Annotated in this window: 19 protein-coding genes; 12 read left to right on the top strand and 7 right to left on the bottom strand. The window is 54.7% G+C overall.

The window, feature by feature from the left end:
• Positions 1-27: 27 nt before the first annotated feature.
• From groL to ACVKSX_RS17490, 3 genes are all read left to right on the top strand, one after another.
• Entirely contained in the window at positions 28-1677 is a 1650-nt protein-coding gene (gene groL / locus ACVKSX_RS17500; protein ID WP_010251987.1) for a chaperonin GroEL, read from the top strand.
• A 217-nt stretch (positions 1678-1894) separates the two neighbouring features.
• Positions 1895-2050: a YegP family protein gene (locus tag ACVKSX_RS17495; protein ID WP_010251985.1), complete on the top strand. Its 156-nt coding sequence runs from the start codon at positions 1895-1897 to the stop codon at positions 2048-2050.
• 303 nt (positions 2051-2353) lie between these two features.
• The gene (locus ACVKSX_RS17490) at positions 2354-2701 is read left to right on the top strand and encodes a DUF4156 domain-containing protein (protein ID WP_010251983.1); all 348 of its coding nucleotides are present in this window, start codon (positions 2354-2356) and stop codon (positions 2699-2701) included.
• Positions 2702-2754: 53 nt separating this feature from the next.
• On the opposite strand, the gene epmB is transcribed toward ACVKSX_RS17490, so the two are convergent.
• On the bottom strand, positions 2755-3783 hold the full coding sequence (gene epmB, locus ACVKSX_RS17485) for an EF-P beta-lysylation protein EpmB (RefSeq protein WP_033770862.1): 1029 nt from the start codon (positions 3781-3783) through the stop codon (positions 2755-2757).
• A gap of 43 nt (positions 3784-3826) precedes the next feature.
• On the opposite strand from epmB, the gene efp reads away from it, so the two are divergent.
• The 3 genes from efp to ACVKSX_RS17470 all read left to right on the top strand — a co-directional run bounded on the left by efp (position 3827) and on the right by ACVKSX_RS17470 (position 4813).
• A complete protein-coding gene (gene efp, locus ACVKSX_RS17480) occupies positions 3827-4393 on the top strand; it encodes an elongation factor P (RefSeq protein ID WP_010251979.1) in 567 nt (188 codons plus the stop codon).
• Between the two features lie 51 nt (positions 4394-4444).
• A complete protein-coding gene (locus ACVKSX_RS17475) occupies positions 4445-4576 on the top strand; it encodes an entericidin A/B family lipoprotein (RefSeq protein WP_003848306.1) in 132 nt (43 codons plus the stop codon).
• A 102-nt stretch (positions 4577-4678) separates the two neighbouring features.
• On the top strand, positions 4679-4813 hold the full coding sequence (locus ACVKSX_RS17470) for an entericidin A/B family lipoprotein (RefSeq protein ID WP_003848302.1): 135 nt from the start codon (positions 4679-4681) through the stop codon (positions 4811-4813).
• A 55-nt stretch (positions 4814-4868) separates the two neighbouring features.
• Here ACVKSX_RS17470 and ACVKSX_RS17465 read toward each other — a convergent pair whose 3' ends face one another.
• Positions 4869-5393 carry a lipocalin family protein gene (locus ACVKSX_RS17465; protein WP_010672015.1) on the bottom strand — a complete coding sequence of 175 codons (525 nt, stop codon included), beginning with the start codon at positions 5391-5393 and terminating at the stop codon, positions 4869-4871.
• 135 nt (positions 5394-5528) lie between these two features.
• Between ACVKSX_RS17465 and epmA the strand changes: the two genes are divergently transcribed.
• On the top strand, positions 5529-6506 hold the full coding sequence (gene epmA / locus ACVKSX_RS17460; RefSeq protein ID WP_354439254.1) for an elongation factor P--(R)-beta-lysine ligase: 978 nt from the start codon (positions 5529-5531) through the stop codon (positions 6504-6506).
• A gap of 151 nt (positions 6507-6657) precedes the next feature.
• On the opposite strand, the gene degS is transcribed toward epmA, so the two are convergent.
• The 3 genes from degS to zapG all read right to left on the bottom strand — a co-directional run bounded on the left by degS (position 6658) and on the right by zapG (position 9694).
• Positions 6658-7719: an outer membrane-stress sensor serine endopeptidase DegS gene (gene degS, locus ACVKSX_RS17455; protein ID WP_010251964.1), complete on the bottom strand. Its 1062-nt coding sequence runs from the start codon at positions 7717-7719 to the stop codon at positions 6658-6660.
• Positions 7720-7808: 89 nt separating this feature from the next.
• Entirely contained in the window at positions 7809-9182 is a 1374-nt protein-coding gene (gene degQ, locus ACVKSX_RS17450) for a serine endoprotease DegQ (protein WP_010251960.1), read from the bottom strand.
• A 110-nt stretch (positions 9183-9292) separates the two neighbouring features.
• Positions 9293-9694: a Z-ring associated protein ZapG gene (zapG, locus tag ACVKSX_RS17445; protein WP_003848291.1), complete on the bottom strand. Its 402-nt coding sequence runs from the start codon at positions 9692-9694 to the stop codon at positions 9293-9295.
• A gap of 178 nt (positions 9695-9872) precedes the next feature.
• Between zapG and zapE the strand changes: the two genes are divergently transcribed.
• From zapE to sspB, 5 genes are all read left to right on the top strand, one after another.
• A complete protein-coding gene (gene zapE, locus ACVKSX_RS17440) occupies positions 9873-11000 on the top strand; it encodes a cell division protein ZapE (protein ID WP_022625259.1) in 1128 nt (375 codons plus the stop codon).
• A 227-nt stretch (positions 11001-11227) separates the two neighbouring features.
• Positions 11228-11656, top strand: coding sequence for a 50S ribosomal protein L13 (gene rplM, locus ACVKSX_RS17435; RefSeq protein WP_008925400.1), 429 nt, complete (start codon positions 11228-11230; stop codon positions 11654-11656).
• A gap of 15 nt (positions 11657-11671) precedes the next feature.
• Positions 11672-12064 (top strand): 30S ribosomal protein S9, encoded by a 393-nt coding sequence (rpsI, locus tag ACVKSX_RS17430; protein ID WP_008925401.1) that lies wholly within the window; start codon positions 11672-11674, stop codon positions 12062-12064.
• Positions 12065-12395: 331 nt separating this feature from the next.
• The gene (gene sspA / locus ACVKSX_RS17425) at positions 12396-13037 is read left to right on the top strand and encodes a stringent starvation protein SspA (RefSeq protein ID WP_009092481.1); all 642 of its coding nucleotides are present in this window, start codon (positions 12396-12398) and stop codon (positions 13035-13037) included.
• A 3-nt stretch (positions 13038-13040) separates the two neighbouring features.
• Positions 13041-13526, top strand: coding sequence for a ClpXP protease specificity-enhancing factor (sspB, locus tag ACVKSX_RS17420; protein ID WP_010251939.1), 486 nt, complete (start codon positions 13041-13043; stop codon positions 13524-13526).
• 111 nt (positions 13527-13637) lie between these two features.
• Here the strand turns inward: sspB and ACVKSX_RS17415 are convergent, their stop codons facing one another.
• Positions 13638-15395 (bottom strand): sulfite reductase subunit alpha, encoded by a 1758-nt coding sequence (locus ACVKSX_RS17415; RefSeq protein ID WP_010251935.1) that lies wholly within the window; start codon positions 15393-15395, stop codon positions 13638-13640.
• 185 nt (positions 15396-15580) lie between these two features.
• Positions 15581-21112 carry a glutamate synthase-related protein gene (locus ACVKSX_RS17410; protein WP_124889622.1) on the bottom strand — a complete coding sequence of 1844 codons (5532 nt, stop codon included), beginning with the start codon at positions 21110-21112 and terminating at the stop codon, positions 15581-15583.
• Positions 21113-21515 lie beyond the last annotated feature (403 nt).

The following is a 21515-nucleotide window of genomic DNA, read 5'->3' as shown; positions in this document are numbered from 1 at the left end:
CGAAACGAATTTAAGGGATATTTAAAGATGGCAGCTAAAGACGTAAAATTCGGTAATGACGCACGCGTAAAAATGCTGCGTGGCGTGAACGTACTGGCAGATGCAGTAAAAGTTACCCTGGGTCCTAAAGGCCGTAACGTAGTCCTGGATAAATCTTTTGGTGCACCGACCATCACTAAAGATGGTGTTTCTGTTGCACGTGAAATCGAGCTGGAAGACAAGTTCGAGAACATGGGCGCGCAGATGGTGAAAGAAGTTGCCTCTAAAGCGAACGACGCTGCGGGCGACGGTACCACCACTGCAACCGTACTGGCACAGTCTATCATCACCGAAGGCCTGAAAGCGGTCGCAGCGGGTATGAACCCGATGGACCTGAAGCGCGGTATTGACCAGGCTGTTATCGCTGCGGTTGAGAAACTGAAAGCGCTGTCTGTTCCTTGCTCTGACTCTAAAGCGATTGCGCAGGTAGGTACTATCTCTGCTAACTCCGATGAAACCGTGGGCCAGTTGATTGCTCAGGCGATGGAGAAAGTGGGTAAAGAAGGCGTGATCACCGTTGAAGAAGGCACCGGCCTGCAGGATGAGCTGGATGTGGTTGAAGGTATGCAGTTTGATCGCGGCTACCTGTCACCTTACTTCATCAACAAGCCAGAAACCGGTGCGATTGAACTGGAATCTCCGTTCATCCTGCTGGCTGACAAGAAAATCTCTAACATCCGTGAAATGCTGCCAGTGCTGGAAGCCGTTGCGAAAGCCGGCAAACCACTGCTGATCATCGCGGAAGATGTTGAAGGCGAAGCGCTGGCAACACTGGTGGTTAACACCATGCGCGGCATCGTGAAAGTGGCTGCGGTTAAAGCACCAGGCTTCGGCGACCGTCGTAAAGCTATGCTGCAGGATATCGCTATCCTGACCGGTGGTACCGTAATCTCTGAAGAGATCGGTATGGAACTGGAGAAAGCGGCTCTGGAAGATCTGGGCCAGGCAAAACGCGTTGTGATCAACAAAGACACCACCACCATCATCGACGGTGTGGGTGAAGAAGCGACAATTCAGGGCCGTGTAACCCAGATTCGTCAGCAGATCGAAGAAGCAACGTCTGACTACGACAAAGAAAAACTGCAGGAACGCGTAGCGAAACTGGCAGGCGGCGTAGCCGTTCTGAAAGTAGGCGCAGCAACTGAAGTTGAAATGAAAGAGAAGAAAGCCCGCGTTGAAGATGCGCTGCACGCAACCCGTGCTGCCGTTGAAGAAGGTGTGGTTGCTGGTGGTGGTGTGGCGCTGGTTCGCGTGGCAGCACAGCTGGTTGATCTGCGTGGTCAGAACGAAGATCAGAACGTCGGTATCAAAGTTGCGCTGCGCGCGATGGAATCTCCACTGCGTCAGATCGTTTCTAACGCCGGTGAAGAGCCATCTGTTGTCGCTAACAACGTGAAAGCGGGCGACGGTAACTACGGTTACAACGCGCAGACTGAAGAGTACGGCAACATGATCGACTTCGGTATCCTGGATCCAACCAAAGTGACCCGTTCTGCTCTGCAGTACGCGGCCTCTGTTGCGGGTCTGATGATCACAACCGAATGTATGGTCACTGACCTGCCAAAAGGTGACGCACCTGATTTAGGCGGCGGCGCTGGCGGTATGGGTGGCATGGGCGGTATGGGCGGCATGATGTAATTGCCGTTGACTGCTTAAGTCATCAAAGAACCCCCGATCGGAAACGGTCGGGGGTTTTTCTTTTTCAGCGTCTGAATGCTGGCAGCAGCAGGAAAAACCCATTAACTTTTTTTATGTTCTGCATCATGGTTTAGTCAGGGCGGGATGCTCTAACTTAGAGCCCGGCGCAAAATAGCGCGCTCTGAAAGGGATAAACAACAGATTAAGGAAAATTAAAATGCACGATAAATGGGAATTTTATAAGGACGAAGCACACAAGTGGCGCTGGAGAAGAACGGCGCCCAACGGCAATATTACCGGCGCCGCCAGTCAGGGCTACGTTAACAAAGCCGATTGCATCGAAAATGCACGACGTAATGGCTACACCGGTTAAGGGCATCACGCTCTGACATCACCCCCGATCGGAAACGGTCGGGGGTTTTTCTTTTGGGTGGGAAAATAGTATAAGTAAGGCGCAATCGTTCGTCTTTCCTCTTGATATGTCACGCTGTCTGCGGCTGCGCCGACTGATCGACTGGCTTCATTTTATTCACCAGCATCGGCACGCTTGCCAGCCTGCAAGCGGCGTGAAATATTGAGACGATATAACGGGATAAGGGCAATGAATGTGCAGAAAGAAAAATCCTTTTTCTGCTACGCTGCCACCCGACTCTGATGATAATAAATGGGGATTACAATGCGGATTAACCTCTTGCTCGGACTGACGGCTGGCGCGTTATTGCTGGCGGGCTGCAGCAGCTCTACGCAACTCTCTTCAGCAGGACAGCGCGTGACGTTCACCGATCAGCAGCCTGGCAATACCTGTCAGCTTCTGGGCAATATTACCGGCTCACAGAGCAACTGGCTGAGCGGTGCGGGCGGCGAAACCAGCGCACTGCGTGGCGCAGCAAACGACCTGCGCAATCGCGCAGCGGAGATGGGCGGTAACGTGATTTATGGGGCAACCAGTCCGACGCAGAACCTGTTATCCGCGTTTGCGCCACTCGACAGCAAAATGACCGGCCAGGTCTACAAGTGCCCATAATGTGAATCAGGCAGTCTGCCAAATTGAACCGGCCAGCCTTTTGCTGGCCGTTTTTATTCCTGACGTAACTGTAAATCTAACGGTGTTTTACTTGGCTCTCCGCCAATTTCACGCGCCAGCTTTGGCACCAGATAGCCGGAGACCTGTGACAGTAATGCACGCACCAACTGGCGGGCCTCGTCATCTGACACAAAGAAATGCGCCGCACCCTGTACCTTATCCAGCACGTGCAGATAGTAGGGCAGAATGCCGGCATCAAATAGCGCATTGCTCAGGGTGGCCAGCGTCTGCGCATTATCGTTGATGCCACGCAACAGGACGCTCTGATTCAGCAGGGTCACTCCAGCACGCTTCAGGCTGCTCATCGCCTCACGCAGCTCATCATCAATCTCCTGCGCATGGTTGATGTGCGTCACCATCACCACCTGCAGATGCGTCTCGCTGAGCATCTGACAGAGCTGATCGGTAATGCGCGCCGGTATCACCACCGGTAAACGGCTGTGGATGCGCAGACGTTTCAGATGCGGGATCTGTTCCAGCGCGGCGATAAGCCAGGCGAGCTCATGATCTTTCGCCATCAGCGGATCGCCGCCGGAGAAAATGATCTCATCCAGCTCGGGATGATTGGCGATATAGTCCAGTGCAGCCTGCCAGCTACGCTTATTGCCGGGATTATCCTGATAGGGGAAATGACGACGGAAGCAGTAGCGACAGTTGACGGCGCAGCCGCCTTTTACCAACAATAAAGCCCGGTTTCGGTATTTATGCAGCAATCCAGGTACAACGTTGCTTTGTTCATCGAGCGGATCGGTGCTATAACCTGGCGCATCAGTGAATTCCTGGCGGCGGGTCAGTACCTGAAGCAGCAGCGGGTCGTGCGCATCGCCTTTTTTCATCCGGCGGATGAACGCATGCGGTACACGTAAGGCGAAAAGACGCCGCGCATCCGCACCTTCAGCCAGCTCAGTGTGCTGATCAAGGGCTAAAATCCGCAGTAATTCATCAGGTTCGGTGACAACATCCGCAAGTTGCTGCAACCAATCTTCTCTGGAAGGTGTTTTTAGGGTTACAATGTGTGCCATTTTTTTGGCTTAGTACCAGTGTCAATTTTCGTAGAGGGCCTTCATGGCGACTTATTCTAGCAACGATTTCCGTCCCGGTCTTAAAATCATGTTCGAAGGCGAGCCGTATGCCATCGAATCCAGTGAGTTCGTTAAACCGGGTAAAGGTCAGGCATTCGCGCGCGTTAAAATGCGTCGCCTGCTGACGGGTTCTCGCGTTGAGAAAACTTTTAAATCTACCGACTCCGCCGAAGGCGCTGACGTAGTAGATACCAACCTGAACTACCTGTACAACGACGGTGAGTTCTACCACTTCATGCATCCGGAAAGCTTTGAGCAGTTCCAGGTTGAAGAGAAGACGGTAAGCGATGCAGCGAAATGGCTGCAGGATAACGCTGAATGTATCGTTACGCTGTGGAACGGTCGTCCAATCGCCGTTCAGCCGCCGAACTTTATCGAAGCTGAAGTTATCGAAACCGATCCAGGCCTGAAAGGTGATACCGCAGGGACTGGCGGCAAGCCAGCTAAACTCTCTACCGGTGCCGTGGTGAAAGTGCCACTGTTCGTGCAAGAGGGCGAAGTGGTGAAAGTTGACACCCGCTCTGGCGAATACGTGTCACGCGTGAAATAAGATTCGCAGGCGCATCTTCTGGTGCGCCTTTTTCTTGTCTGAGAGAAAAAAATGATCAAGCTGGCAAAACTAATCGCGTTCGCGTTGCTGGTCTCCTCTGCGTTAAGCGCCTGCAACACATTCCACGGTTTTGGCGAAGATGTCTCTCACTTAGGTGGTGCCATTTCGCGGGCAGCAAAATGACCTTAACTGATTGTCCTTTTTAAAGTCTCGCCAGCAGCAACTGCCGGAAATCCGGCTATGCTTAAAGCGCTGTACTTTACATCCATCAAAAAGGACATTGTTATGTTAAAGAAAAGTATTGCTGCAATCTTCTCTGTACTGGTGCTCTCTTCCCTGCTCACAGCTTGTAATACAACGCGTGGCGTAGGTGAAGATGTCGAAGCGGGCGGCCAGGCGATTCAGAACAGCACGAAGTAACCTGTTATTCCAACCGGTACGAAATGCTTTTCGTACCGGCTTGTCAGATTCTGCACTATTTCTGTTTTACCCAGATTAACTCTTCAACCGGGAAACCATCCCGACGCGCCTGATCAACCAGTTTCTCTTTTACGCCCGGTTCCAGTTGTGGTGTGCGTGACAGTATCCAGAGATAGTGGCGATTCGGTCCACATACCAGCGCATAGCGGTAGTCAGGATCGAGAGCAATCACGTTATAGCCGCCATAGAAGGGGCCGAAGAAAGAGACTTTCAGAGAAGCCCGCGTGGGTTCACCGGTGAAGTAGGCTTTGCCGACGCTCTCCTGCCAGCGCTGCTTTTTGACGTTATAGCCACGGTTGATTACCTTCAGGCCGCCATCTTCACGCGGGCTGTAGTTTGCCGTTACCTGTTCAAGGCCGCGCTCAAAAGGGTGGTTAAGGCGGGCGATCTCATACCACTGACCGAGATAGCGCTGGCTGTCAAAGTTATCTACGACCGTGACGTTCTTTGGCGGCGTAGTGCTGCAGGCGACAGAGAGAAAAGCACTCAGGCTGGCAACAACTGTTTTCCATGGAGACATAGTGGGATTCCTTTGTGATTTAACCGCTTAAGTATAGAAGCCGAAACGCTGTTTTTGGCAGTACGGGCACGAGATTGTTTGCCGCAGGCATTGCAGGTAGACTTCCCCCCCTAATTTGCATCAGGAGTCATCACCATGAGCGAAACGGCAAGCTGGCAACCAAGCGCATCCATCGCCAATTTGTTAAAACGCGCCGCTATTTTAGCAGAAGTGCGTCGTTTCTTTGCCGATCGCGGCGTGCTGGAAGTGGATACGCCGGCGATGAGCCAGGCCACCATTACCGATATCCATCTGGTGCCATTCCAGACGCGTTTTGTCGGGCCTGGCGCTGCGCAGGGGCGCGATCTCTGGCTGATGACCAGCCCGGAATATCATATGAAACGCCTGCTGGCGGCGGGCAGTGGCCCGATCTATCAGATGGCGCGCAGCTTCCGCAACGAAGAGGCGGGACGTCACCACAACCCGGAATTCACCATGCTGGAGTGGTACCGGCCGCATTATGATATGTACCGTCTGATGAACGAAGTCGACGATCTGATGCAGCAGGTGCTGGAGTGTGACAGCGCTGAGTCGCTCTCCTATCAGCAGGCGTTTATCCGTCATCTTGAGCTGGATCCGCTGTCAGCGGATAAAGCGCAGTTGCGTGAAGCGGCAGAGAAACTGGGTGAAGGCGAGCTTGCGCGTGCAGAAGAGGATCGCGATACCTTACTGATGCTGCTGTTTATGCTGGGTGTGGAACCGAAGATTGGTCAGGATAAACCCTGCTTCGTTTATCATTTCCCGGCCAGCCAGGCAGCCCTGGCGGAGATTAGCACCGAAGATCACCGCGTGGCCGAACGCTTTGAGGTCTATTACAAAGGCATTGAGCTGGCGAACGGTTTCCGCGAGCTGACCGACAGCCGTGAGCAGCGTCAGCGTTTTGAGCAGGATAACCGTCGCCGTGCGGCGCGCGGCCTGCCTGTGCATCCTATTGATACATATCTGCTGGATGCGCTGGCGCATGGCCTGCCTGCCTGTTCCGGGGTCGCACTGGGTATCGATCGCCTGATCATGCTGGCGTTGAAAGCGGAGTCATTGAGCGATGTCATCGCGTTTCCGGTGGATCGCTGCTAATCGGTTAATCACAAACGATGGCGGATTAGAGGGGAAGGGTTGGCCCGGATGAAGAGCAAAGCGTCCGAGCCAGGATGGCGAGGCCGACCGCCATGGATGGCGGCCTTCTTTGCGATCAGCCGGGCCATCCCTGACCTGGCACAGGTTTCAGCTAACTGCTGCTGTCAGGAAACTCCTGAATGGTGACCGGCAGCGTCAGTTTCTGATCGTTTCGCAGTACCTGCACATCAATCACTGAACCCGGGCGAATTTCTGCCACCTGATCCATGGTCTCCTGCGCGGAGATGGCCGGCTTGCCATTAACGCTGAGCAGCACATCGTTGGCCTGAATCCCGGCTTTATCCGCTGGCCCATCTGGCGTGACCACGCTGACAATAATGCCCTGAACCCGATCCAGATTGCTGCCCTGTCCATGCAGCGGCGGCAGCTCACGCCCGGTAATGCCGATATAGCCGCGGATCACCCGACCATCACGAATCAGCTTATCCATGATCTTCGAGGCTAAAACGGTTGGAATGGCGAAACCAATCCCTTCCGGGGTTTCACCATCACTACTTTTATCAAAGGTCAGGGTGTTAATGCCCATCAGCTCGCCTAGCGAGTTAATCAGCGCGCCGCCGGAGTTACCCTGATTGATTGACGCATCGGTCTGCAGGAAGTTCTGTCGGCCTGATGAACTTAAGCCAACCCGGCCCGTGGCGCTGATAATGCCCTGCGTGACCGTCTGACCGAGGTTATAGGGGTTGCCGATCGCCATCACCACATCCCCGATATGCGCCTGGCGATTTGGATTGATGGGGATAACGGGCAGGCCGGAAGCCGTGATCTTCAGTACCGCCAGATCGGTCATGCCATCGGAACCCACCAGCGTCGCTTCAAAGAAGCGGCCATCCTGCAGCGCCACGATAATTTGATCGGCATTATTGATCACATGCTTATTGGTAAGGATGTAGCCTTTTGCATTCATGATCACCCCTGAACCCAGGGTCGTGATGCCACGATTGTTGTTGCCGTGAGCGCTACGATTGTAAACGTTCACAACGGCAGGCACGGCGCGTCGCACCCCTTGATTGAAGCTAAAGGGCGTTTCGTCTGTAATATTTTCGTGGTTATAGAGGGCGTCGCTGCCCATACGCAGTGCAGGCAGTGCTGCGAGCAAAATACCCGCCACAATCAGGCCCAGCACCACGGCACGCAAAAGTTTAAGAAACATGGTGTTAAATTACGCCAGGGGAGATCGCAGGGGAGAATAGCATGAGAGCGGCGGACACACACGTGCTTGTGTCCGCCGTAATGCGAGGTTTATCTCAACAACAGATAGATACTTTCATCGCCGCGCACCACATTCAGTGCCAGTACCGGCGGTTTCCCTTCCAGTATTTTACGCATTTCTGCAATGGTCTGAACCCGGTTGCGGTTAACGCCGATAATCACATCATCTTTCTGCAGACCAACCTGTTCAGCCGGTGTGCCTTTTTCGATGGTATCGACCTTCACGCCTTTATCACCGGTTTTAGTCTGTCCATCACTCAGGGTTGCGCCCTGAAGCGCGGGTGACATCAGCTGTGCGCTGGCGGTGCTCTGTGCGCTCTGCTCCAGCGTAACGGTAACCGTTAATGGCTTACCTTCACGCAGCAGGCCAAGTTTAACCTGTTCACCTGGCGGCGTGGTTCCTACTTTCACGCGCAACTCAGCGAAGCTGGTAATCGGCTTGTCGTTGATCGACGTAATGATATCGCCTGACTTCACGCCCGCTTTCTGCGCGGCAGATTGCGGTAAGACTTCAGAGACAAAGGCGCCGCGCTGCGCATCGACATTGAATGCTTTAGCCATATCGGCTGTCATTTCAGTGCCTTTGATGCCGAGCTGACCGCGCTTCACTTCACCAAATTTAATCAGCTGCTGCGCGAGGTTCATCGCCATATCACTCGGGATAGCAAAGCCGATACCGATGTTACCGCCGCTGGAGGCGAGAATCGCGGTGTTGATACCGATCAGTTCACCATTAAGGTTGACCAGCGCACCGCCTGAGTTGCCACGGTTGATCGCGGCATCGGTCTGAATAAAGTTTTCCAGCCCTTCCAGGTTCAGGCCGCTACGGCCCAGTGCGGAGATAATACCGGAGGTGGCCGTCTGTCCCAGCCCGAACGGGTTACCGATCGCCACCGCGAAATCACCCACTTTCAGCTGGTCAGAGTCCGCGACTTTCACCTGCGTGAGGTTTTTTGCGCCCTGAATCTGAATCAGCGCGATATCGGTCTGCTCATCATGGCCAATCAGTTTGGCTTCATATTCACTGCCGTCGCCAAGCTGTACGTTGATTTTATCCGCACCGTTGACTACGTGATTGTTGGTGAGCACGTAGCCTTTCGCGGCATCGATGATCACGCCAGAACCTAAACCTTCAAACGGCTGTGGCTGACTATTTCCGCCAGGCATCTGACCAAAAAAACGCTTCAGCGGTTCAGGAATATCCTGAGCCTGTGCACCCGAATCAGTGCCTTCCACATGCACACTGACCACGGCAGGTAGCACTTTCTCCAGCATCGGTGCCAGACTCGGCAGCGGCTGGCCCGCAATTTGTGCTGGCAGCGTTGCCATCGCGTCTGGCGCGGCGGCAAGGCTCATCCCAATACTCAGGGCTAATGCGCTAAACAGGCGTGCTTGTTTTTTCATTGCTACAACGCTCTCGCTGCAAAAGGTGGGAGGAATTAATAAGTGTGACAGTCGTTTGCGGTCAGGGTTCGCAAAAACAGCGGGCGCAGACAGGCTGCGCCCCAAAAAGATTAGTCGCGGGCAGGGCGCTCGCCACGCAGTAAACCGGATGCGCCTTCAGAATAGTCGCGCGGCATCTGCACCGGCACCTGATCGTTGTCCGCTTCGGCTTCAGTCAGCTGATAGGCAAACGGATTTTTCTGGCCAGGCAGATTCGGCAGCAGGTCATTTGAGCCTTTTGCCATGTGCTGATAGAGCTGACGATAATCACGCGCCATGTTGTCCAGCAGCTCCGCGCTCTGCGCGAAGTGATTGGTCAGCTCTTCGCGATAATCCGCCAGCTCCGCTTTCGATTTTTCCAGCTCGTACTGCATGCTGCGCTGCTCACGCAGCTTTTTGTTGCCAAAACGCATGGCGACTGCGCCGACAATAATACCAACCACTAAACCAATTAGCCCGTATTCCCAGGTCATAATGACTCCCGTGTTATTTCCATTGTTCCGTAGGGCATTGCACCATTTCAATAATAGTCACTATACCCGTTAATCTTATGGATGTGGAACTCTGGAGCAGCATGGCTTAGTGTAGAACGGCCTTTTTTTCAGCAACCGTGGTATGAATCAGACACCATTCAGGGACTTTGAAACAACAATGCAAACCTCAACTCCGCTTGCACGCTATGAACAGGCGCTGTCGCAGGGCGAATTCAGGCCCGATGACGTACAACGTGAAGCGATTACCCGTTTAGACGCGCTGCAGCAGGCGCTGGTTGCCCGGCAACAATCCGCCGCGCCTGCCACATCCGGCCTGCTGGGTCGCCTGTCAAAATTGATCGGTAAAGAGAAAAACGAGACGCCACAACCGGTACGTGGACTCTATATGTGGGGCGGTGTCGGTCGCGGTAAGACCTGGGTCATGGATCTCTTTTTTCAGTCTATTCCTGGCGATCGCAAACTGCGTCTGCACTTCCACCGCTTTATGCTGCGGGTGCATGAAGAGCTGACGCAGCTTCAGGGGCAGAGCGATCCGTTACTGATTATTGCGGACAGATTCAAAGCAGAAACGGACATCCTCTGTTTTGATGAATTTTTTGTCTCCGATATCACCGATGCGATGCTGCTGGGCACGCTGATGGAAGCGCTGTTTGAACGCGGCATTGCGCTGGTGGCCACCTCGAACATTCCGCCTGATGATCTCTATCGTAATGGTCTGCAGCGCGCGCGCTTCCTGCCTGCCATCGAGCAGATCAAACGTCATTGTGATGTGATGAATGTGGATGCCGGTATCGACTACCGGTTACGCACGCTGACCTCCGCGCACCTGTGGAACTCTCCGCTGAACAAAGAGACGCACGCTGAAATGGCGCGGATGTTTAAAGCGCTGTCGGGCAGCCAGCCTGAAGATGCGCCAGTTCTGGAAATTAATCACCGCCAGATGCCGACGCTGGGCGTTAGCGAGGGCGTGCTGGCGATTAATTTCACCACCCTGTGTGGCGAAGGGCGCAGCCAGCATGACTATATTGCGCTGTCGCGCCGTTTTCACAGTGTGCTGCTGTATGACGTGCCGGTGATGATCTACAAAACCGAAGATCAGGCACGGCGTTTCCTGGCACTGGTCGATGAGTTCTATGAACGGCATGTGAAGCTGGTGGTCGCGGCAGAAACGTCACTGACCGAGATTTATCAGGGCACGCGGCTGAAGTTTGAATACCAGCGCTGTTTATCGCGACTTCAGGAGATGCAGAGCGAAGAGTATCTGCGTTTACCGCACCTGCCGTGAGAATAATCGGGATAAATACCGAAATAGGGTTCGATTTTTGTAACCGACTTCTCTATAATCTTGCGACCCCACGTTACAGCAAAGGATTTTTTTCCCAAATCCTCTGTGTTCCAGTAACTCTATCCGAAGGGGTGGCTTGCTGGTCAAAATGGTCGTGTGAGCCTCATTCGTTTACTTAAGCGTTTGGGATTTCACCAACGTGTAACTTAATTTGGGTAAGCTTTTCGATGAAAACTTTTACAGCTAAACCAGAAACCGTCCAACGTGACTGGTTTGTAGTTGACGCAACGGGCAAAACTTTGGGTCGCCTGGCGACTGAACTGGCGCGCCGTCTGCGTGGTAAGCATAAAGCGGAATACACTCCGCACGTTGATACGGGTGATTACATCATCGTTCTGAACGCAGAAAAAGTTGCTGTAACCGGCAACAAGCGTACTGACAAGATCTACTATCACCACACTGGCCACATCGGTGGTATCAAACAGGCGACCTTTGAAGAGATGATTGCTCGCCGTCCTGAGCGTGTGATTGAGATCGCGGTTAAAGGCATGCTGCCGAAGGGCCCGCTGGGTCGTGCTATGTACCGTAAACTGAAAGTTTACGCAGGCAACGAGCACACCCATGCGGCACAGCAACCGCAAGTTCTTGACATTTAATCGGGATTAAAGGCAATGGCTGAAACTCAAAACTACGGCACTGGTCGCCGCAAAAGCTCTACCGCTCGCGTATTCATTAAGCCGGGTAGCGGTAACATCGTAATTAACCAACGTTCTCTGGAACAGTACTTCGGTCGCGAAACTGCCCGCATGGTAGTTCGTCAGCCGCTTGAGCTGCTGGACCTGGTTGGTAAATTCGATCTCTATGTCACTGTTAAAGGTGGCGGTATTTCTGGTCAGGCTGGTGCGATCCGTCACGGTATCACCCGCGCTCTGATGGAATACGACGAATCACTGCGTGGCGAGCTGCGTAAAGCTGGCTTCGTAACGCGTGATGCGCGTCAGGTTGAACGTAAGAAAGTCGGCCTGCGTAAAGCACGTCGTCGTCCTCAGTTCTCCAAGCGTTAATTGTTTGCAGCTCCGGCTGCGGCAATTGGCTCAAAAAACCCGCTTCGGCGGGTTTTTTATTTTCTGCCTTCCCATAAACTGTCCGCGAAAACCGTAACGCCGCGCTCAATTTACCTGCAAAGATTCATTCCACGCCCACAAGCAGCCTAAAATCTGGTAAACTCTGTGTCACTTTGCGCCCGCAGGCCGGTGCGTTATGCGCCTCCCCACTGTCGGGGCGTCAGTATCTGTGACGCAGCTAACCAGGTTGCGTGCGAGTTCGATAAGCAAGTGAGTCGCCGTGTGGTTGGCTATTCGCAGTATCTTTTTGTGAACAAACTTGGAGGTTTTCATGGCTGTCGCTGCCAACAAACGTTCGGTAATGACGCTGTTTTCTGGTCCTACTGACATTTTCAGCCATCAGGTACGTATCGTCCTGGCGGAGAAGGGTGTCAGCGTAGAGATCGAGCAGGTCGAAATGGATAACCTGCCGCAGGATCTGATTGACCTCAATCCGTATCGCACGGTACCGACGCTGGTAGATCGTGAGCTGACGCTGTATGAATCACGCATCATCATGGAATATTTAGATGAGCGCTTCCCGCATCCGCCACTGATGCCGGTTTATCCGGTTGCCCGTGGTGATAGCCGCCTGATGATGCACCGCATCGAGCAGGACTGGTATAGCCTGATGAGGAAAGTAGAGAATAGCAGCGGTCAGGAAGCGGAAGCGGCACGCAAGCAACTGCGTGAAGAGCTGCTGGCTATCGCGCCACTGTTTGGCCGTACGCCTTATTTCATGAGCGAAGAGTTCAGCCTGGTTGATTGCTATCTGGCTCCGCTGTTATGGCGTCTGCCGTCAATGGGTATCGATTTGATCGGTTCAGGTTCAAAAGAGCTGAAAGGTTACATGAATCGCGTATTTGAGCGTGACTCCTTCCTCGCTTCATTAACCGAAGCTGAACGTGAAATGCGGCTGCAAGCCCGGGCTTAACGTATGGAAATGTCGCAACTTACTGCACGTCGTCCCTATCTGCTGCGCGCTTTTTATGACTGGTTGCTCGACAACCAGCTGACGCCGCATCTGGTGGTCGACATTAATCTGCCGGGTGTGCAGGTGCCGCTGGAGTATGCGCGCGATGGTCAGATTGTCCTGAACATTGCGCCACGTGCTGTCGGTAACCTCGATCTGGCAAACGATCAGGTGTCCTTCAACGCCCGCTTTGGTGGCGTTCCTCGCCAGGTTAACGTGCCGATGGCGGCGATTCTGGCAATTTATGCGCGTGAAAACGGTGCCGGGACGATGTTTGAACCGGAACCGGCCTACGAGCTGGGCACGCATGAGGCGTCAGAGGGTCAGGAAGAGACTATGATGTCGGTGATTGATGGTGATCGTCCTGACGATGCCAGCGATGACGAGACACCGCCTGATGACGATCCACCGCCACGTGGTGGACGACCTTCACTGCGCGTAGTGAAATAGCAGTGACATAACAGCGAATACCCGTCCATCCGACGGGTATTTTTTTGCCTGTCGGCCATAAAAAAATCCGGCTGCCTGCGCAAGCCGGATTTTTTCAGCAAACCATCGCGATCAATAGACGTCGCGCAGGTAGCGCTTCTCTTTCTTCAGCTGATCGACATAGTCAGCAGCGCGCTCGGTGGAGAGACCACCAAACTGGCGAACCACTTCATACAGCGCATTATCCACATCCTTCGCCATACGCGATGCATCGCCACAGACATAGAAGTAAGCCCCTTCCTGCAGCCAGGCATACAACTCAGCGCCCTGTTCAAGCATCCGGCTCTGCACGTAGATCTTCTTCTCCTGATCGCGTGAGAACGCCAGATCCAGACGCGTCAGTAAGCCATTATCGCGCCAGGCAAGTAATTCATCCTGATAGATAAAGTCATGTTCCTGATGCTGATCGCCGAAGAACAGCCAGTTTTTCCCCTGCGCGCCGGTTGCCTGGCGCTCCTGCAGGAAGGCACGGAATGGTGCGATACCGGTACCTGGTCCCACCATGATCAGCGGTGCGCTGTTGTTGGCAGGCACGCGGAACGATTTATTGGGTGAGATAAAGATGGCGGGCTTTTCACCGCGACGCACACGCTCGGCCAGGTAGGTTGAGCAGACGCCACCGCGATTACGGCCACCACTGTGATAGCGTACCGAGGCAACGGTCAGATGCACCTGGTCAGGATGGGCTTTAGAGCTGGATGAAATGGAGTAAGCGCGATGCTGCAGCGGACGCAGCAGCGCGACAAACTCGGGTACCGCCAGCGTGCGCGTCAGTTCAAGCTGCAGCAGGTCAAGGGTATCTTTGCCCCACAGCCACACGCCCAGCGCATCTTTATCATCATGCTGTAACACATGACGCAGCTCCTGGTTGGTGGTGTTCTGCCCGACCCATTCGATTAACTTGCGTGACGGCTCTGAGATCTCAAACTGATAGGTCAGCAGGTCGCCAAGGCTGCGATCAAAGCCGGGCACCGGCGTCTCGTAGTCTGCGTTAAGCTGGGTCAGCAGCAGGCTGACCAGCGACGGCTCGTTGACCGGAATTACGCCCAGCGCATCGCCCGCTTCATACTTCAGGCCGCTGTCAGACAGGTCGAACTCGAAATGACGAATATCTTTGGCTGACTGCTCGCCTGACAAACGCTTGTTGGTGATCAGCGCGGCGGCGTATGGATTGGATTTGTTGCTGCCTGGAATGACTGGCGCTTCAGGCGCGCTTTCCAGCACGGTGCCGCTGCTGCCCGCGCTGGCGGCAAACTGTGGCATTGAGCTGTTCAGCCACTCGCTGGAAGGCTCCTCAAAATCGATATCACAATCGATACGATCAACCACGCGTTTCGCGCCCAACTGCTCAAGACGCATATCAATGAATTTACCCGCCTGACAGAAGCCATCGTAGCCGGTATCGCCAATCGCCAGCACGGCGAAATGCATCTGCTCCAGACGCGGTGCGGTACTGGCAGAGATCGCGTCCCAGAACAGCTGCGCGTTGTCCGGCATTTCACCTTCGCCATAGGTCGAGGTGACGATCAGTACATGGCGCATGGTGGCAAATACGTCGAGATCGACATCGCCCAGCGCCTGAACCACCGGCACCAGACCTTTAGCGCGCGCAGATTTCGCTGCGGTCTGCGCCAGTGCTTCAGCATTGCCGGTCTGTGAGCCATAAAGAATGTGCAGTTGCGTTGTCGCGGCTGCGCTTGTGCCCGCGGCGGGTTGCTGCTTGTCTTCTAATACCAGCAAACGGGAGTGCAGACCCGCAAGAAAGCCAGCCAGCCAGTACTTCTGATCGCCATTAAAAGGTGCATCTTCTGGAATATAAGGAATTTTCATGGGTACTTTTACTCAATCCCGTTCTCGCCCGTCATCAGTGGCATTGTCCGGTGTGAAAGCGGTTCCGCTTTCCCGCGCCGCATCATGTGCGACAGGGGAGAGCGGTGCTGCATCTGTCCGGTACAACGATTAATCCGGGCAATGATCAATTAATAATATTCAGTTCAGCCTGATCAGTATCACTGTCAGGAGAGTTTACCCACCGCAGCGGCGATTTCCGGCAATGCCGCACGTGCAAACAGCTCTTCAAAGTCAGGCAGGTGGCCCAGCACTTCCCGGTTACAGGCATCCTGATACATGATCCAGCCATAGGTTGCCAGACTGTCCATGGAGCGGATGTTACGTTGCGTTAGCGCCGCTTTGTAATCTGACATGCGTTTGGTACCAATCAGACTCGCCAGTTCATCATCGCTGTAGCTCTCGATAGCGGAACGGGCATGACGCTGCAGCTTGCTTATCAGCGAAAAGTCTTCCGTCATCAACAGATTACGGACTGCTTTTTCAACTGCCGCATCTTCAACCGGGGTGCCTTTCGGTAATTTGCCCAGCGCCAGCTGCTGGGCAAAACTCAGCACGGTGTAGTTGTTCAGCAGGACAAACATCTCCAGCGTATCGGTCGCGCCATAAGCCGGTACGGCACCGTTGGCGATGGTTTTACCCTGACGCCATGCGGCTTTAAACTTCGCCACCTGATGGCCTGCCAGCGCCGTCGACAGCTCTTCGAGCAGATCTTTGCGGCTCTTGGCTTTCAGAATCTCGCCGCCATCCTGATAGAGCAGCAGCGAGCGCGGCATCACGTAAACAAAGTGGTGACACTCCGTTTCCCAGTTCTCCAGCAGCCAGGCGGCACGCGGTGATTTGGTCGCCTCCAGATGCCAGTTCAGCATGGTCAGCACCGCCTGCTTATGCACCTGGGCCATCTCATCCTGATCGGCAATCGAGCCGAACTGTACCGAATCACCGGCAGCATGGCTGGCCAGCGATCCATAGGGGTCGTACTGGTAGGCGAAGCCGCCGCTCATGCCGTTGCCAAATCCTTTACCGAAGGTGCCCAGGTTGAGGATGGCGCCATTGGTCATATATTCGCAGCAGAAGTCACCGACGCCTTCAACCACGGCGGTGGCACCGGAGTTACGCACCGCGAAACGGTCACCGGCCTGGCCCTGCACGAACAGACGTCCGCCTGTCGCGCCAAACAGCGCAAAGTTACCAATCAGCACGTTGCCATCGGCATCCTGCGCGCCGCCGCCAGGCGACATCACGATCAGTTCGCCGCCACACTGTCCTTTGCCGACACCGTCGTTACAGGTGCCGTAATGGGTCAGCTGCATGCCATCGTTGCAGAAGGCGCCAAACGACTGACCGGCAGAACCGGTGGTGGAAATTTTTACGCTCTCAGGGGCCAGATAGCGGCGACCGCGATCGTCAGTCATTACGGCAGGCATCGCCTGCAGCTGCTCAGAACTCAGCTGATGGTTCAGCATCCGCTCAATATCGATGGCCAGCTGGCCGCCGACACTTTTATTTCGGTTATTCAGCACGATGTTGTTGCCCAGAGTGACGTCAGGATTTCCCTGATCCACCAGCGACAGCTTCAGTTGCTCAATCCAGACATCATCCAGCTCAAAATCTTTTTCCAGATAAACCGGCTTGTCGATTTTCAGCTCAGGCACCACGGTAAGCATGGCGCGTAAGTCGAGCTTGCCCACTTCCAGCGGGTGATCCATCAGGTGCAACAGGTCAGAGCGACCGCGTGCCTCACGCAGGGAACGCAGGCCCATACGCGCCAGGATTTCACGCACTTCATGCGCCACGTTGAGGAAATACTGCGCCAGCTGACGCGGATCGCCATCAAACGCTTCGGCATTCGTGGTTAAGCCAGCCGGGCACTTAACGTTACAGTTCTTCGCCATCACGCATTTCAGCATCATCAGCGCCGTCGTACCGAACTCAAAGCTGTCGCCGCCAAGCAGTGCAGATTTCACCACGTCGCTGCCGGTCTGCTGTGCGCCAGAGCAGCGCAGCAGCACTTTCTCACGCAGGCCGTTGGCGCACAGCGCCTGGTGGACTTCAGCGATGCCGATTTCGGCCACGCGTCCGGTATATTTCAGGCTGGTCACCGACGCAGCGCCGGTACCACCGGTGTTACCCGCAACGTTAATCACGTCTGCACCCGCTTTGGCCACGCCGACCGCGATGGTGCCGATCCCTTCAGACGAGACCAGCTTGACGATAACCCGCACCCGCGCGGCTTTGCAGTCGTGGATCAGCTGCGCCAGATCTTCGATGGAATAGGTGTCGTGATGCGGCGGCGGTGAGACCAGCTCGACGCCAGGCGTACCGCCACGCGCGGCAGCAATCTCGACGGTAACTTTGGCCGCCGGTAGCTGGCCGCCTTCACCAGGTTTCGCACCCTGACCAATTTTGATCTCCAGCTCTTCCAGCATCGGATCCGCCAGATAGGCAGCCCAGACGCCAAAACGGCCCGAAGCCAGCTGTTTGATGCGTGAGGCACGAATGGTGCCGTGACGGGAGTAATGCTCGCCGCCTTCACCGCAGTTACTCATGCCGCCGACCATATTGGTACCGTGCGCGACCGCTTCATGAGCGGGAGCCACCAGCGCACCGTGGCTCATCGCCCCGGAGGCAAAGGTACGGGTAATTTCACAGGCTGGCTGCACTTCGCTCAGCGGCAGTGAGGGCAGGGTGGTGAAGATACGTGACAGATAATCGGCCGCTTTACCGTAAGCGGTCACTTTCAGACCGCCAGTCACCACTTCGCTGCTTTCAATATCGTCGCCGAAGCGGGATTTCAGGGCGCGTGACAGGTTCTGCAGGCGTTCGTTCTCAGGCTTCAGTCCTTCAATCGCATCGGTCAGACGCAGCATAAAGTGATTCAGGCTGCCATCTACCGCTTCACACTCCATGCCACGAATGGCAAAGCCGTTGTTGGTCAGCGAGTAGCGTCCCAGCTTGCGGCGGAACTCCGCTTCGCTGTCGATGTGGGTCAGGTCAGCCGGGAATGTCAGGATGTCGCGCAGGGCCGCCGGGCGACGTTTACGCTCTTCATACATCAGGCTTGAGAACTGACGGTAATCAGCAGTAATCGCGAAATTATTGATCACCTCATCCGGGATGCGCTCAAAGCTGCTGTCTTTAAAGGTCTCAGGCTTGATGCCAAACGCATTATCCAGTTTAGCCAGCGTCATCAGGCGGATGAAGTTGTCCTCTTCGCGCGCTTTGTCGGCAAAGCGAATCGGTTCTTCGGTCATATCGATAAAGGTCCGCACGGCGATGGTGCCGTAGGAGTGACCTGCGCCTTCTGCACGCTCTTTGAACAGGCCCAGCAACGGAACTTCAGATTCGCCCTGAATCTTCAGTGCGCTCTGGTGCCAGTCAACGGCCATCTGCGCGATCGTCGCGAAGCCTGCGCCGCCCACCGGCGTTTTGATATTCGGGAAATACTTTTTCAGCACCGGATCATCGGTGTTGAGGAAGTTAGGCTCAAAGAACTCACCGCTGCTGTAGCTCTCAACGGTACAGAGGCCCACTTTGCCCATGGTTTTCATCAGTGCTTTTTCAGCCGCTTTGGCATAGCGCTTAAAGGCTTTGTTACCTTCTTCACCTTCACCAAATTTCTCCTCTGCGCGCATCTGTACGCCCAGCGGATAGATAGCTGACGCCCCAAAGCCAAGTGTGGCGGCAATGTGGTGCGACGAGATGCTCTGGCCGCTTTCAACCACCAGAGAAACATCCAGACGCAACCCTTCCTTTATCAGGCGCTGGTTGATGGCGGAAACCACCAGCAGCATCGGGATCGCGGCATGCTTTGAAGAGATATGGCGATCGGTAAGTACGGCGATGCCACCCTGGGTACGGGCAAAATCAACCACCTGTTGCGCCAGGTCATCAATCGCTTTTTCCAGGGCATTCGCGTTCGCGGTGGTGCTCAGCAGATCTTTGCCGATCACCGGCTCATAGAGCATCTCAAAGCGGGCATAAGGTGCGATGGTCTGCTCGCGTAAACGCAGCATATCGAGATGGCTGAGAATCGGGGTCGGCACCACAATCTGACGGCCTTTGCTGCGGCCCAGATGGGGTTTTGCCCCCAGCGCGACACGCAACGTCATGCCATCCACTTCACGGATAGAATCCAGCGGCGGGTTGGTGACCTGCGCAAAGCGCTGAGAGAAGTAGTGCGCCATGCCGCCTTCATGATCGGATAAGCCGTTGATGGCGTTGCCGTAACCCATCGCGGAGATCTTCTCTGCGCCGGTATTCAGCATCGGGTCCATCATAAACTTGAAGCTTTCCTGGTTGTAGTAGTAGGCAACAAAGCGCTGATACGTTTTCAGATCGCCACGATAACGCAGCGGTGAACCCTGTTGTTCTGCCGGGATCTCGGGCAGATCGTCAAGACCGACGCGCGCTTCACGCAGCAACGCCGAATAATCTTTCTCTGCGGCCAGTTTTTCCAGCGCCTGCAGCGTGGTATAGCTGCGTTTTTCACGGTGATCGAAATAGAGCATACCGCCCGCTTCGATACGCCCACGACGCAACACGCTTTCAGGTGGGAAGGCGATCTGGCCGGCTTCCGACATCGCACCGATATAGTCAGCGGTTTCCACTGAACGCAGGGGACGCAGACCCAGACGATCAAGACGCGCGCCAATTACTTCGCCATTACCAAAGATTAAGGCAGCAGGGCCGTCGTTCTTCTCTTCATACAGCGAGAAGTACTCCAGCATGTCACGCACTTCTGGCGACAGCGCGCTGTCGTTTTCCCAGGCGGGCGGCATCATCGACACCACGGCGGTGATCAGATCGAGGTCATCTTCCATCAGACGGCTGTGGATGCTCTGATCCAGGCGCGAACTGTCGGACTGGCCTTTAGGCCGCACGATGGTCTTGCCACGGGCCAGTGCCAGCGCGGACTCAGCGATGCGGTTTTTACGGTCAGTGTTCAGCTCGCCGTTGTGCGCCATCAGGCGGAACGGCTGCGCCATCGTGGTATGGGGATCGGTGTTAGTGGAGAAGCGGGTGTGGAAAAACAGCCCGCGCACCTGATGATCGGGATCGGTCAGATCTTTGAAGTAAGGGATCACTTCATTGGAATTCAGACGGGCTTTGAACACCTGCGTGCGTGACGACAGCGACAGCGGATAGAGGCCGCCAAATTCGCTTTCGGTAAAGGCACGGGCTTCAATGGTTAACAGGGCGCGGTAGATGCGTTTTTCGAAGTCGTTCTGATCAACTACATCCTGTGGCGCAGTGAAAATCCACTGCAGAATCGGTAACTGGAACTGCGCGGCTGCCGGGCGCGTCACGCTGCTGTCGAGCGGCATGTCACGCTTCATAAGTACCGGCAGACCAAAGCTGCTGAGGGTTTCATCCACCAGACGTTCGGCATTCGCGCGCAGCTCAGCATCTTTCGGCACAAAGAAGTTACCGACACCAAAGCGTCCCGCTTCCAGCGGCTGGCCGGTAATCTTGCGGAAGAACTGCAGCGAAAGATCAACGTTGACCCCCGCGCCGTCGCCAACGCCTTCCGCTGACATGCCGCCGCGGTGAGGCACCGTACACAGGGCGCTGTGCGCCATCTGCAGAATCTCGTGGGTCTGCTCGCCGTCCTTACGCGTAATGAAACCTACACCACAGCTGTCACTGCCTGCTGTCGGATCATACAAGCCATAGGATTGAGGTTTTTTAGTGGACATTGAGGGTCTCCTTAAACTGCTTTGACATTACCTGCACTGTTTCAGGGTCTGAGCGCAACGGGGGCGCTATCATTTTCATCGCCATGCTCTGTCGAGCGCGCGTCATAGCCCTGAGCATTTCTCTCCAGACATCGGTAAAACGTCCTTAATTGAGCTGCTCTCTGATTTCCGGTCTCTTAAAGGAGATGACTTAAACCACGCGGGAGTCTTCTTGTTGCATAGATATGCCGAGACAATGGCCCGTCTGGAAAGCTTTCAGCGGATTTCCAACTTATCGGGAAAGCGTAATCAGGTCAAATAGGGCGGTCAGACGGGATTATCATGCGTTTTATCTGCTTAAGTCTATGAATTAAATGCTTTTTAAGGTTTAAAATGTATCACTCTGGTGCCTGGCGACAGGCCG

The sequence above is a fragment of the Pantoea sp. PvP021 genome (assembly GCF_054056055.1).
The sequence above is the reverse complement of the archived record's forward strand: the minus strand, read 5'-3'. Positions and strand labels throughout refer to the sequence as shown.

Excerpts from the sequence above, each read along its gene's own strand:
- groL (WP_010251987.1), top strand. The coding sequence starts at position 28 with ATGGCAGCTAAAGACGTAAAATTCGGTAATGACGCACGCGTAAAAATG.
- ACVKSX_RS17495 (WP_010251985.1), top strand. The coding sequence starts at position 1,895 with ATGCACGATAAATGGGAATTTTATAAGGACGAAGCACACAAGTGGCGC.
- ACVKSX_RS17490 (WP_010251983.1), top strand. The coding sequence starts at position 2,354 with ATGCGGATTAACCTCTTGCTCGGACTGACGGCTGGCGCGTTATTGCTG.
- epmB (WP_033770862.1), bottom strand. The coding sequence starts at position 3,783 with ATGGCACACATTGTAACCCTAAAAACACCTTCCAGAGAAGATTGGTTG.
- efp (WP_010251979.1), top strand. The coding sequence starts at position 3,827 with ATGGCGACTTATTCTAGCAACGATTTCCGTCCCGGTCTTAAAATCATG.
- ACVKSX_RS17475 (WP_003848306.1), top strand. The coding sequence starts at position 4,445 with ATGATCAAGCTGGCAAAACTAATCGCGTTCGCGTTGCTGGTCTCCTCT.
- ACVKSX_RS17470 (WP_003848302.1), top strand. The coding sequence starts at position 4,679 with ATGTTAAAGAAAAGTATTGCTGCAATCTTCTCTGTACTGGTGCTCTCT.
- ACVKSX_RS17465 (WP_010672015.1), bottom strand. The coding sequence starts at position 5,393 with ATGTCTCCATGGAAAACAGTTGTTGCCAGCCTGAGTGCTTTTCTCTCT.
- epmA (WP_354439254.1), top strand. The coding sequence starts at position 5,529 with ATGAGCGAAACGGCAAGCTGGCAACCAAGCGCATCCATCGCCAATTTG.
- degS (WP_010251964.1), bottom strand. The coding sequence starts at position 7,719 with ATGTTTCTTAAACTTTTGCGTGCCGTGGTGCTGGGCCTGATTGTGGCG.
- degQ (WP_010251960.1), bottom strand. The coding sequence starts at position 9,182 with ATGAAAAAACAAGCACGCCTGTTTAGCGCATTAGCCCTGAGTATTGGG.
- zapG (WP_003848291.1), bottom strand. The coding sequence starts at position 9,694 with ATGACCTGGGAATACGGGCTAATTGGTTTAGTGGTTGGTATTATTGTC.
- zapE (WP_022625259.1), top strand. The coding sequence starts at position 9,873 with ATGCAAACCTCAACTCCGCTTGCACGCTATGAACAGGCGCTGTCGCAG.
- rplM (WP_008925400.1), top strand. The coding sequence starts at position 11,228 with ATGAAAACTTTTACAGCTAAACCAGAAACCGTCCAACGTGACTGGTTT.
- rpsI (WP_008925401.1), top strand. The coding sequence starts at position 11,672 with ATGGCTGAAACTCAAAACTACGGCACTGGTCGCCGCAAAAGCTCTACC.
- sspA (WP_009092481.1), top strand. The coding sequence starts at position 12,396 with ATGGCTGTCGCTGCCAACAAACGTTCGGTAATGACGCTGTTTTCTGGT.
- sspB (WP_010251939.1), top strand. The coding sequence starts at position 13,041 with ATGGAAATGTCGCAACTTACTGCACGTCGTCCCTATCTGCTGCGCGCT.
- ACVKSX_RS17415 (WP_010251935.1), bottom strand. The coding sequence starts at position 15,395 with ATGAAAATTCCTTATATTCCAGAAGATGCACCTTTTAATGGCGATCAG.
- ACVKSX_RS17410 (WP_124889622.1), bottom strand. The coding sequence starts at position 21,112 with ATGTCCACTAAAAAACCTCAATCCTATGGCTTGTATGATCCGACAGCA.